11 protein-coding genes are annotated in these 12,020 nt (G+C 72.4%); 6 read left to right on the top strand and 5 right to left on the bottom strand.

Going from position 1 to position 12,020, the window contains the following annotated elements; all coding sequences use genetic code 11:
* Positions 1 to 21: 21 nt before the first annotated feature.
* The 5 genes from AQJ27_RS22195 to AQJ27_RS22175 all read right to left on the bottom strand — a co-directional run bounded on the left by AQJ27_RS22195 (position 22) and on the right by AQJ27_RS22175 (position 4,898).
* A complete protein-coding gene (locus AQJ27_RS22195) occupies positions 22 to 717 on the bottom strand; it encodes an ABC transporter (protein WP_341866087.1) in 696 nt (231 codons plus the stop codon).
* A 176-nt stretch (positions 718 to 893) separates the two neighbouring features.
* Positions 894 to 2,468, bottom strand: coding sequence for an ABC transporter (locus tag AQJ27_RS22190; protein ID WP_067371477.1), 1,575 nt, complete (start codon positions 2,466 to 2,468; stop codon positions 894 to 896).
* Positions 2,465 to 3,325 (bottom strand): ABC transporter ATP-binding protein, encoded by an 861-nt coding sequence (locus AQJ27_RS22185; protein WP_067371475.1) that lies wholly within the window; start codon positions 3,323 to 3,325, stop codon positions 2,465 to 2,467. The genes AQJ27_RS22190 and AQJ27_RS22185 overlap by 4 nt, the downstream gene beginning before the upstream one ends.
* Positions 3,322 to 4,359, bottom strand: a complete 1,038-nt coding sequence (locus AQJ27_RS22180) for a cupin domain-containing protein (protein ID WP_235613883.1) — start codon at positions 4,357 to 4,359, stop codon at positions 3,322 to 3,324. Before AQJ27_RS22180 ends, AQJ27_RS22185 begins: the two co-directional genes overlap by 4 nt.
* Positions 4,356 to 4,898 (bottom strand): RNA polymerase sigma factor, encoded by a 543-nt coding sequence (locus AQJ27_RS22175; protein ID WP_060895010.1) that lies wholly within the window; start codon positions 4,896 to 4,898, stop codon positions 4,356 to 4,358. The genes AQJ27_RS22180 and AQJ27_RS22175 overlap by 4 nt, the downstream gene beginning before the upstream one ends.
* Positions 4,899 to 5,108: 210 nt before the next feature.
* Here AQJ27_RS22175 and AQJ27_RS22170 point away from each other — a divergent pair, with 210 nt between their 5' ends.
* The 6 genes from AQJ27_RS22170 (at position 5,109) to AQJ27_RS22145 (ending at position 12,016) form a co-directional block, all read left to right on the top strand.
* The gene (locus tag AQJ27_RS22170) at positions 5,109 to 5,495 is read left to right on the top strand and encodes a GntR family transcriptional regulator (protein WP_067371469.1); all 387 of its coding nucleotides are present in this window, start codon (positions 5,109 to 5,111) and stop codon (positions 5,493 to 5,495) included.
* Positions 5,492 to 6,397 (top strand): ABC transporter ATP-binding protein, encoded by a 906-nt coding sequence (locus AQJ27_RS22165; RefSeq protein ID WP_067371467.1) that lies wholly within the window; start codon positions 5,492 to 5,494, stop codon positions 6,395 to 6,397. The genes AQJ27_RS22170 and AQJ27_RS22165 overlap by 4 nt, the downstream gene beginning before the upstream one ends.
* Positions 6,394 to 7,425: an ABC transporter permease gene (locus tag AQJ27_RS22160; RefSeq protein WP_067371465.1), complete on the top strand. Its 1,032-nt coding sequence runs from the start codon at positions 6,394 to 6,396 to the stop codon at positions 7,423 to 7,425. The genes AQJ27_RS22165 and AQJ27_RS22160 overlap by 4 nt, the downstream gene beginning before the upstream one ends.
* Complete coding sequence (locus tag AQJ27_RS22155; protein WP_067371463.1) at positions 7,422 to 8,366, top strand: hypothetical protein; 945 nt, start codon at positions 7,422 to 7,424, stop codon at positions 8,364 to 8,366. The genes AQJ27_RS22160 and AQJ27_RS22155 overlap by 4 nt, the downstream gene beginning before the upstream one ends.
* 319 nt (positions 8,367 to 8,685) lie before the next feature.
* Complete coding sequence (locus tag AQJ27_RS22150; protein ID WP_067371461.1) at positions 8,686 to 10,917, top strand: RNA degradosome polyphosphate kinase; 2,232 nt, start codon at positions 8,686 to 8,688, stop codon at positions 10,915 to 10,917.
* Positions 10,898 to 12,016 carry a CHAD domain-containing protein gene (locus AQJ27_RS22145; protein ID WP_067371459.1) on the top strand — a complete coding sequence of 373 codons (1,119 nt, stop codon included), beginning with the start codon at positions 10,898 to 10,900 and terminating at the stop codon, positions 12,014 to 12,016. The genes AQJ27_RS22150 and AQJ27_RS22145 overlap by 20 nt, the downstream gene beginning before the upstream one ends.
* Positions 12,017 to 12,020: the final 4 nt, after the last annotated feature.

The raw sequence follows: 12,020 nt of genomic DNA, 5'->3' as shown, positions 1-12,020 counted from the left end.
GTCCGCGCCCGCGTCTTCGTGTCACCGGTGAGCGAAGGCGGCGGGTCGCCACCTCCGTAGGGGTTCCGCGCAGGACCACGCCCCGGCCAGCGCCGCCGCGACCAGGATCACCGCCCATGTCTGATGGGCGCCCTCCCAGCGCGGGGCGAACGGAGCGGGGAAGAGCGTCCACCGCTCGGGGAGCAGCAGGTGCGCCAGCACCGCCATGGCCAGTAGTCCGACGCACACCGCGCCTCCCGGCTCGGCCCGGTCGGTGAACCGCACCATGACCGCCGCGGCCGCCGGCGCGAGCAACGCCGTGGCGGCGGCCTCCAAGGTCACGGCGCCCACCGGCGGCCGGGCCTGCTCCGGTATGAGGAACAGCGCCGCCGTCCACCACAGCACGGCCGACGGGGCGACGAGCGCCACCCGCAGGCCGACCCGCACCGGACGCCGGGTCGGCACCGCCGCGGTGATGTGCCGGGCCGGATCGTCCAGCAGGAAGGCCAGGCCCAGAGCGAAGGTGAGCGCGGCGGCCCGCAGGAGGTTGAGGCCGGCCCACGTGTCGAGCCGGAGGGAGAACAGCCGCGGGATCCCGGCGAACAGCAGCCCCAGTACGGCACCGGTCACCAGCGCCCGCCGGGGGATGGTGCGCCAGAGGGGGCGGAGGATGGCGCGGGCCACGGTGTACGGGCGCCCCCGGGACGGGATACCGCCCGCGGTCACCCCACTTCCCACGGCCAGCCCACTTCCCACCGTTCCCCCGCTTCCTACCGTTCCCGCAGTTCCCCCGCTTCCCACCGTTCCCGCAGTTCCAGCCCTTCCGCGGCTTCCCGCCGTTCCGGCGCCCTCCGCATCCCCGGTGCTGCCAGCACTCTCCGCATTTCCGGCCGTACCCGCGTCGTCGAGCACGGTCACTCCTCGCATGTCTTGACGCTCAGCGCGCCCGGGCCGGTGGGCGTCGGCACTCCCAGCAGCTGAGCCACCTGGGCCGTCGTCGTCTTGGGGGACGTGAGCTCCGCCCAGTGGGCCTTCACCTTGGGGATGACGCTGTAGCGGGGCTTCTGCAGCAGCTCCTTGATCACTTCTGTCTGCGCGGCGTTCATGGAGACCGGGTTCGTGGGCGCGAGGGCGAGCCCTCCGCCGGTGATGGAGTCGTCGAGGCGGACATGGCGCAGCATGGTCAGCGGGTGGGACTCCGAGCCCAGCGCCAGCCACATGATGATCACCGAGCGGGCGTCGCACACCTCGCCGCTGGATGTCTCATCCCCCGTCACCAGAACCGAGGCCACCCCCACGGCGAACTCCGGGATCCGGTTGCCGCCCCAGCGCGTGCCGACGGTCACGACCCCCGGCGCTTTGGCCGGCTCCAGCGCGGAGTCGCTCTCCAGGCCGGAGCGGGCGTCGACCCGCTGGCGCACCGTCAGCCGCTCGGCCGAGGCCGGGCCGCCCGCGAGGGACTGGACGCGCTGGACCACCTCGGCCCAGTCGGCGGTCTGGCCGGTCCACTCGGGGTAGGCGCAGTACGTCGACCTTTCGTGCGCGACGCAGGTCTGCACCTTCTCCGGGGTGGCGGACGCCTTCGCGCGGGCCGCGATCAGCGCGGCCGAGTCACCCGGGGCCTGCCCCGCGATGCCCTGGGCCATGACGGCGAGGGCGAGGACCGTGATCGCCTTGATCCTGGGCGTACGACCGCCGTTGATCAGCAGCGCGAGGCACAGCAGCAGCACGATGAGCCCCACCAGATACAGCACGTGCCAGGCGGCCGGGCGGCCCAGCAGGTCGGAGGGGAACGGGTGGGCGCCTTCCTCGGTGACCACCGGTGCCAGCCACTGCACCCAGTGCGTGCCCTGTGTGCTCGCGGCCACGAGGGTCGTGAGGACGTACATACCGATGACGAAGGGCGGGACCGCGAACGTGAAGGGGATCGACCGCGCGACCAGGACGCCGAGGGCCCCGGCGAGGAGTATCGACAGGGGGCCCACGAGCAGTTCGGCGAGCGAGCCGTGGCCGACCGCGCCGGGCTTCAGGGCCGCCCAGGTGAACTCGAATCCCACGACCAGCGCGGTGAACACCGCGAACGGCACGGCCGACAGGGCGTGGGCCAGCGAACGCCGCCACGGCTCCATGACGAGCACGTCGAAGTGCCGGTCGGTGCCTTGCCTGCGGGAGCGGAGCACGGCGCGGTTGATGCTGACGAACAGCACGAGGGCGAGGAGCAGGGGGGCGGTCTGGGTGGACCGGTCGACATCGTGGAGGACCGGATAGTCGTCCATGCCCTCCCGGCCGTTGAACATCCCCCAGCCGGTGTAGGCGACGTACAGGAGGAGGAAGACGAGCACCGGGATCTGCATCAGCAGTTCGCGTGCCTCGAAGCGGGCGAGGGCGATGACGGCACGCGTCCTGTTCGGGTGCAGGTCCTGGGCGGGCGGCTCCACCCCCGTGGGGGCCGCCTCCTCCACGACCGTGCGGGTCACCAGCTCGCTCATGCCGCCACCTCCGCCGGCTCGCCGTCGAGAGTGAGCAAGTAGCCGTCCTCCAGGGTCGGTTCGAGGAGATCGGCGCCCTTGGGCGGGTCGCCGACATTGCGGAAGGAACCCGTGCCCGTACGCCAGCCGGCTCTCGCGCCGGGGTCGCGGGCCGTACTGCTCCACACCCGCCCCGCCGCCCGCGCGGTCAGCTCGGCCGGGGTGCCCTCGAAGCGGATGCTGCCGCGGACCATGACGATCACGCGGTGGCAGAGCATCGCGACGTCCTCGGTCTGGTGGGTGGAGAGCAGGACCGTGCGTCCCACACCCGACTCAGCGATCAATTCCCTGAACCGCATGCGCTGTTCGGGGTCCAGGCCGACGGTCGGCTCGTCCAGGACGAGGAAGCCGGGGTCGCCGACCAGCGCGGCGGCCAGCCCGACCCGCTGGCGCATACCGCCCGAAAGCCTCTTGATGCGCTTGCCCCGTACGTCGGACAGGTCGACGGCCTCCAGCACGCGCCGCACCTCCCGGTGCCGGGCGGAGCGGTCCGTCAGCTCCTTCAGGATCGCCACGTAGTCGACGAACTCGAAGGCCGAGAAGTCCGGGTGGAACGCCGGGGTCTGCGGCAGATAGCCCAGCGCGCGCCGCACGTCCAGGCGGCCGGAGGTCGTGCCGGGGTCGTGCCCGAGCACCGTGAAGGCTCCTCGGTCGGCGGGCACGGCGGTGGCGAGCACCCGCAACAGGGTGGTCTTCCCGGCGCCGTTGGGCCCGAGCAGCCCGGTCACTCCCTCGCTCAGGCGCAGGGAGACGTCGTCGAGGGCGACGGTCCCGCCGTACCGGAGAGTGAGTCCGGAGGCGGAGACGGTGGGGGTCATGCGGCGCTCCTGTCGGAGAAGTCGGTGTGGTCGGCGAAGAAGGCGTGCGAGGGGGAGAAGTCGAACCGGTCCCGCACGAGATAGAGCAGCCCGGCGGCCAGTACCGCGACCGCGCCGGCGATGCCCTGGCCGAGTGCCGTGAACGGCGCGAGGGTGCCGCCGTCGGCCTTCGCGTGGGCCACCATCAGCAGCGTGACCCACGCTCCGCCGACCAGGCAGGGCGGGAGGACCGGGCCCCAGCGGGCGGTCAGTGCGAGCCCTGTCCCGGTGAGGGCGAGGGCGGGCAGCAGCCAGGCCAGCGCGCGCAGCCCGTACGCGGGGAGTGCGAGGGTCGCGAGGCCGTTCAGAACGAGGCCGGTGGTGAGCACGGCCACCGTGCGGATCATCAGCAGCCGGAATCCGTGGAGGGGTGACACCACAGCCATCTCGTACGTCGGGTCGAGCACCGGTCCGTAGGACAGCGCGACCCCGGCGAGCGGGAGCAGGGGGGCGAGGGCGAGGAACAGCGTGGGCGAGGCCGCGACCCGTCCGGCGTCGGTCGCCACCACGGCCATGAGGAGGACGAGGGCGACCGCGGCCAGCCAGGAGCGGCGCAGCACGGGCGTGGCCGCCAGCAGCCGTGCCGTGTGGTCGGCGACGCCGATCCGCACCAGCAGCGACTCGAGCAGCCGTGGTCGTGGCGCGTCCAGCTCGGCGTCGAGCCGCTCCCATCCGGCGTCCAGGACGACCGGATCGCTCACGGTGGCGAGCGCCTCCCGGCAGGGCGCGCACGCCACGAGGTGGGTGTCGACGGACCAGAGCCGGGGCGGCGCCAACTCGCCGCGCGCATAGGCCCGGAGGTCCTCGGCGTCCGCGTGCCACCGTCCGTCCGGGGAACCGTCGGCGCCGGACGCAGTCCGATCGGCGTCACCCGCACCCGCACCGGACGCGCTCCGACCGGCGGCCATGTCCTCGTCCAACCCGCTCATGTCCTCTCCACCCCCACCCGTGTCCCGGCGGTCTCCGCCGATGGCCTCGTCATCTCCGCCGCTCATGCCAGCTCCTCCCGCAGCTGCTTGCGCGCCCGCAGGGCCCGCGTCTTGACCGTGCCGGGTGGAATGCCGAGCAGGACGGCCGCTTCCCGGGTCGTGAGTCCGTCGATCACCGTGGCCTGGAGGACCGCGCGCAGCTCGGGTGAGAGCCGTATCAACGCGCCCGCGAGGTCGCCGTGCTCGACCCCGGCCAGGACGCGCTCCTCTGCGGAGGCCTCGTGCCGGTGGCGGAAGCGGGCCAGTGTCTGGCGCAACCGGCCGCGCGCGCCGTCGCCGCGCAGCGTGTCGATCAGCCGCCGCGAGCCGATGCGCCACAGCCAGCCCGCCGCGTCACCCTCCTCCCGGTAACTCGCGGTGCCGCGCCAGATGGCGAGGAAGGTCTCCTGCACGACGTCGTCGACGACCCCGGCATCGGCGCACCGACCGCGCAGCCGCGCGGTCAGCCACGGCGCATACCGCCGGTACAGCTCCTCGAAGGCGCGACGGTCCGTGTCCGCCGCGATGGCCCGCAGCAGCTCCCCGTCGCTTCTCGTTTCCCTCACATCCCCTCATCGGACGAGCCCCGCCGATCGGTTCACGCATCCGGCATCGAATTTTCCGGACTCGCCTCAGCGACTTCCCGGCGGACCTCAGCGACTTCCCGGCGCACCTCAGCGACTTCCCGGCTCGCCTCCGCGATGTTCGGGCTTGACTCCGGACACCCCCTTGCACCACCCTTTCACTACTCAATTAGTGAAAGGGTGGTTGTTCGAGTGGTCGAATACCGCATCGACCGGCGCAGCGGCGTGGCCACCTACGTCCAGATCGTCCAGCAGACCAAGCAGGCGCTGCGCCTGGGGATGCTGGAGCCGGGCGACAAGCTGCCCACGGCCCGCGAGGTCGTCGAGGCCACCGCCATCAACCCGAACACCGTCCTGAAGGCCTACCGCGAGCTGGAGCGCGAGGGCCTGGTCGAGGCCAGACGCGGCCTCGGCACCTTCGTGAAGCGCTCGCTGGGCACCGCCCCCGCCGACTCGCCCCTGCGCGCCGAGCTCGACGACTGGGCGGCCAGGGCCCGCGAGGCCGGGCTCGATCAAGACGACGTGGCGGCGCTCTTCACCGCCGTACTGGAAAAGTTCAGCAAGGGAGACAAGGAATGAGCGACACCGCCATGGAGGCGGCCGGCCTCGGCAAGCGGTTCGGGCGGCGCGGGGGCTGGGCACTTCACGAGTGCTCCTTCCGGCTCCCCACGGGACGCGTCTGCGCCGTCGTCGGACCCAACGGCGCGGGCAAGTCGACCCTGCTGGCCCACGCCGCCGGACTGCTCGCCCCCACCGAGGGCTCCCTGACCGTGCTCGGCAGCCATCCGGCCGCCGCCCGCGAACGCATCGCGTACGTCGCCCAGAACAAGCCGCTGTACCCGCAGCTCACGGTGGCCCAGACGCTGCGTCTGGGCCACGAGCTCAACCCCGCCCGCTGGGACGCCTCGGTCGCCGAGCGGATCACGTACGAGAACGGCGGGCTGGACCCGAAGGCCAAGGTCCGAACGCTCTCCGGCGGTCAGCGCACCCGCGTGGCGCTCGCCCTCGCGCTCGGCAAGCGGCCCGAACTCCTGCTCCTGGACGAGCCGATGGCCGACCTCGACCCGCTCGCCCGCCACGAGCTGATGGGCACGCTGATGGCCGAGGCCGCCCAGTACGGCACGACGGTCGTGATGTCCTCGCACGTCGTCGCCGAGCTGGAGGGCTCCTGCGACTACCTGCTGCTGATAGGCGGCGGCCAGGTGCGACTGGCCGGCGACCTGGACGACCTGCTGGCCGCGCACACCCTGACCACCGGGCCGGTCCGTGACCTCACTCCGCACACCGTGGTCGAATCCCGCACCACGGGGCGCCAGTTGACCGCCCTGATCCGCCCTCAGGGCCCGTTCTCCGGCGGACCCGACGCCCGCGCCACCACACCCTCCCTGGAGGAACTGGTCCTCGCGCACCTGCGCAGCCCCGAGGCCCCCGCACTGATCCTCGCCTCCGCCCGCACCGCCGCCCAGGAGTCCGCCGCATGACCACACTGACGGCCCCCGGCACCACGGCGACGCCCACGCGCCGCCCGTCCGCCACACGCGGCCTGGTGCGCACGGTGCTGCTGCTGCACCGCCCGGCGCTCTACCTCTGGGCCGGTCTGTTCGTCGCACTCGCGGCCCTGTTGCTGTGGCTGTACGGCCCGGGGACGGACGCGGCCGCCGCGGCGTGGCGGGAGTACGACCGCTGCACGAAGGCCACCTGCGCCTACGACCAGGACGCGATCCTCAGGTACAAGTCGTACTCCCAGTACGCCTCCATCGCGCTGGCCTTCCTGCCGTTCCTCGTCGCGGCCTGGGCGGGCGCCTCGCTGATCGGCCGCGAGATGGAGACCGGCACCGCGCAGCTCGCGTGGACCCAGTCGGTCTCCCCGGCCCGCTGGCTGGCGGTGAAACTGGCCGTGCCGGCCGCGCTCGTCACCGTCGGCACCAGCGTGCTGGTGGTGCTGCACCGGGGGATGTGGGTGCGCGGCCAGGGCCGGATCGACAACGCCAAGGGCTGGACCGACACCTTCGTCTTCCACGCCAACGGCCCGACCACCGTCGCCCTCGCCCTGTCCGGGCTTGCCGTCGGCGCGCTCGCCGGCATCAGGCTGCGCGGTTCCCTGAGCGCACTCGTCATGTCGGCGGTGTGGACGGTAGGCGTCCGGGCCGCCCTCAGCCTCGCCCTGCCGTACCTGTGGCCGACGGTGCGGACGGTCACCAGCCTGACCCACGACGGCCCCACCAGCCTCGGGATCACCGTCCACGACGGTCTCCTCACCTCGACCGGGGCCCGGCTGGCCGACCCGCAGTGCGGCAGCAGCCACAGCTCGGAGTGCAGCACGCTCTACCACCGGCTCGACGCCGTCAGCTTCTACACCGACTCGCACCCCCAGTCCCACTACTGGCCCCTCCAGCTGATGGCGACCGGCCTGGTGCTCGTCCTCACCGCACTCGTTCTCCTCGTCACCTTCCGCCTGCTCAAGCGCGACACGGGCAGCGCCCCGCTCACGAAGGGAGCCGCCCTGTGAGCACCACGGGTGCCGTCGGCGGCCTGCCGTGGACCGTCCTACGCGTGCACCGCACCGCGCTGATCGTCTGGGGCTCGTTCGTCGTCGCCGTCGTCGCATTCCTGGTGGGGGCGATGGGGGTCACGGCCGACGCCGCCCGGGCGGAGGCCTTCCGCTGTCTCCACTCCGACAGCTGCGACGTCACGGCCACGCTCGAGTACAGCGCGGTCCTTCGATACACCGCCACCGTTCTCAGCCACTGCTTCTACGCCGTCGCCGCCTGGGCGGGCGCGGCACTGATCGCCCGTGAACTGGAGTCCGGCACCGCGCGGCTCGCCTGGACCCAGTCGGTGTCCCCCGTGCGCTGGCTGGCCGCCAAGCTCGCCGTGCCCGCACTGTTGATCACGCTCAGCGGCACGGTGCTCGTGGTGGCTTACCGCTGGAGCTGGTCGAACAGACCGGCCCGGGTCATCGGCGACTGGCCCGCCACCGCCGTCTTCGTCGCCCGCGGCCCGGCGATGGTGGCGTACGCCCTGTGCGCCCTGGCCGTGGGCGCACTCGCCGGTCTGGCGCTACGGCGCTCGCTGCCCGCTCTGAGCGTCTCGTTCGCCGTGATGCTGGTGCTCAGCCAGTGCCTGGACCGGTACCGCGCGGACCTGTGGCCCACGATCACCCGTACCGGCGCCGCGGCCTACGACCAGTCCGGTCCCGTCTGGCAGGTGGAGTCCGGGGTGTTCGTCCACGGGAAACGAGTCCCGGACCCCAGCTACGGGAACTGCGAGGGCACGACCTCGGAAGCCAAGCGGTGCCTGACCGAGCACGGTGTCACGGGCCAGTACTCCGTGTACCACCCCGACTCCCACTTCTGGCCCCTCCACCTGGTGGAAACCGGCATCGTCCTCGCCGTCACCGCCGTGGCCACCGCCGCCGCCTTCCGGCTGCTGCGCCGCCGCACCGCATAACTCCCCCACGCCGGGGCCGCGTACGCCCCCCACGGGGGGGGTGGGGCGTACGCGGCACCCGGGCATGTAGACGTCCGGGAGCCGCTCCCCGATATCCCGCACGTCATGTCGCCGTAACCATCGATTCAGACGGGCTTGCGACGCTCAGCAAATGAAGCCCGCCGTGCCAGAGCCGTCGCCTCCGCCGGAGCGCGAGACCTCTCCGACGACGGGGAGCAAGGCGGTACCGGGGTCGCGGAACGGGAACATCCGCCTCACCCCGCTGCCGCTCGCGCTCTCCGACGCGCCGGTCTCGCTCCCGGCGCGGAAGAATGGGTCCATGAACCAGCCCAGCGCCCAGGCACCGGTCCAGCACCCGCAGCCCTCCGTCGGCTCCATAGCCGCGCACCGCCCGCACACCGTGGCGGCGAACGTCTCCGACCTCGAGCCCGACATCGACGCCGACCTCGACGCCTACGAGGACCTGGTGCAGGACGGCATCATGTTGCCGCAGGGCAGGTTCCTCGACCGCGAGCGCAGCTGGCTCGCGTTCAACGAGCGGGTGCTGGAGCTCGCCGAGGACCCGAGCACGCCCCTGCTCGAACGGGCGAACTTCCTGGCGATCTTCGCCAGCAACCTGGACGAGTTCTTCATGGTCCGGGTGGCCGGACTGAAGCGCCGCATCGCGACCGGCGTGGCCACCAAGTCCGCCTCCGGCCTGCAGCCCCGCGAGGTCCTGGAGATGATCTGGGCCCGCTCGCGCGAGCTCATGGCCCGGCACGCGGCCTGCTACCAGGAGGACGTCGCCCCCGCGCTCGCGGAGGAGGGCGTCCATCTGGTCCGCTGGAGCGAACTGACGGAGAAGGAGCAGGCCCGCCTCTTCACCCTCTTCCGGCACCAGATCTTCCCGGTCCTGACCCCGCTGGCGGTCGACCCCGCGCACCCCTTCCCGTACATCTCGGGTCTGTCCCTGAACCTCGCGGTCGTCGTACGGAACCCGGTCAGCGGCCACCGGCACTTCGCGCGCGTCAAGGTCCCGCCGCTGCTCTCCCGCTTCCTGGAGGCCTCCCCCAACCGCTACGTCCCCATCGAGGACGTGATCGCGGCACACCTGGAGGAGCTCTTCCCGGGCATGGAGGTCCTGGAGCACCACACCTTCCGGCTGACCAGGAACGAGGACCTGGAGGTCGAGGAGGACGACGCCGAGAACCTGCTCCAGGCGCTGGAGAAGGAACTCATGCGGCGCCGCTTCGGGCCGCCGGTGCGTCTGGAGGTCGAGGAGTCCATCGACCGGTACGTCCTCGATCTCCTCGTACGGGAACTGAAGATCTCCGAGGCGGAGGTGTACCCGCTGCCGGGTCCCCTGGACCTCACCGGCCTCTTCGGCATCGGCGCCCTCGACCGGCCCGAGCTGAAGTACCCGAAGTTCATCGCGGGAACGCACCGCGACCTGGCCGAGGTCGAGTCGGCGTCCGCGCCCGACATCTTCGCCGCCCTGCGCGAGCGCGACGTCCTGCTGCACCACCCGTACGACTCCTTCTCCACCTCCGTGCAGGCCTTCCTGGAGCAGGCGGCGGCCGACCCGGACGTGCTGGCCATCAAGCAGACGCTGTACCGGACCTCGGGCGACTCGCCGATCGTCGACGCGCTGATAGACGCCGCCGAGTCCGGCAAGCAGGTCCTCGTCCTCGTCGAGATCAAGGCGCGCTTCGACGAACAGGCCAACATCAAGTGGGCCCGCAAGCTCGAGGAGTCGGGCTGCCATGTCGTGTACGGACTCGTCGGGCTGAAGACCCACTGCAAGCTGTCGCTGGTCGTCCGGCAGGAGGGGGAAACGCTCCGGCGCTACTCCCACGTCGGCACCGGCAACTACCACCCGAAGACCGCACGGCTGTACGAGGACCTCGGCCTGCTCACCGCCGACCCGCAGGTCGGCGCGGACCTGTCCGACCTCTTCAACCGGCTCTCCGGCTACTCGCGCCGCGAGACCTACCGCCGTCTGCTCGTCGCCCCCAAGTCCCTGCGCGACGGGCTGATCGCGCGGATCAACAAGGAAGTCCAGCACCACGTCGCCGGACGCCCCGCCTACGTCCGCATCAAGTGCAACTCGATGGTGGACGAGGCGATCATCGACGCGCTGTACCGCGCGTCCCAGGCCGGAGTGCCCGTCGACGTGTGGGTGCGTGGCATCTGCGCGGTCCGGCCGGGCGTCACCGGCCTGTCCGAGAACATACGGGTACGGTCCGTGCTCGGCCGGTTCCTCGAACACTCCCGTGTCTTCGCCTTCGGCAACGGCGGCGAGCCCGAGGTCTGGATCGGCAGCGCGGACATGATGCACCGCAACCTGGACCGGCGGATCGAGGCCCTGGTCAGGATCACCGACCCGGCACACCGCGCGGCCCTCAACCGGCTGTTCGAGACCGGGATGTCCGACACCACCGCCTCCTGGCACCTGGGCCCGGACGGCGAGTGGACCCGGCACTCGACCGACGCGGACGGCCAGCCCCTGCGGAACGTCCAGGAGATGCTCATAGACGCCCGGAGGCGCCGGCGTGGCACAGCAACACCTTGAACCCACCACCGACTCCCCGGCCGGGCCCATGTCAGGAGACGCCCTCGCGGGCTACCTGAGGGCCCAGGCCACGGAGTTCCTCCGCTCCCTGCGACAGCACCGGGAGAACGGCACCGACGCGGGTACCACCGCCCGGGCGAAGCAGAGAACGGAGTCGCGCGCCGAGTCGCGGGACGTGTCACAAGCGAACGTGACACGAGCGGGGGAGAACGGCTCCGGGGAATCGGTCGACGCGGCGCGCGCCCTGCGCCGCTCGGCCCGCCGCATCAGCGGCACCCTGCACACCTTCCGACCGCTGCTCGACGCGGAGTGGTCGGAGGGCATGCGGCCCGAACTGGCGTGGCTCTCGGGCACCCTGGCCCGTGAACACGCCTACGCGGCCCGCCTGGAACGACTGATCGGCGCGCTGAACCGGCTCTCGGGCGCGGCCGGCTTCCCGGCACATGCTGGGCAGGACACCGGGGCGCCTGCCAAAGGCAGTCTGACCGTCGGCGCCGCGAAGGCGGGCGCGCTGCTCGACCGCCAGCTGACGCTGGCCCGCACCCGGGCCCACTCGGCCGCGCTGCAGGCGCTCGGCTCCTCCCGCTTCCACGCCGTCGCGGACAGCGTCGCCGTGCTCGCCAGCGAGGTGCCGCTCACCCCGGCGGCCACCACGGCCGACCTGCGCCCGCTGGCCGCCGCCGCCACGGACCGGCTGACCGACGCGGTCGCCGCGCTGCCGCTGGTCACCGCGGGCCACCCGTACAACGCCGAGGCCCTCGTGCACGGCCTCTCCGCGGACACCGCGCCCCATCCCCAGGACGCGCCCTGGCACCAGGTCCGGCTGCTGCTGCGCCTGCACCGCTACGCGTGCGAGGTCCTCTACGGGGAGGACGCCCCCATCGACGTACGACTGCTCCGCGCGGGTCAGGCCCTCAACCGGCACCGGGACGCGGCGGAGGCGGCCGCGGCCGCCGCGTCGGCGGCCCGCACCCCGCGCATCGCCCCGGCCACCGCGTACGCGCTCGGCGTGCTCCACGCCGACCAGCGGCACGAGGTGGAGGCGGCACGGTTCGCGTTCCAGCAGAACTGGCAGAAGGAAACCGTGCGCACCCCGTGAGGGA

The organism is Streptomyces olivochromogenes (genome assembly GCF_001514115.1).
In the GTDB taxonomy this organism is placed as follows: Bacteria; Actinomycetota; Actinomycetes; order Streptomycetales; family Streptomycetaceae; genus Streptomyces; species Streptomyces olivochromogenes.
This window is presented reverse-complemented; position numbering and strand designations above follow the sequence as displayed.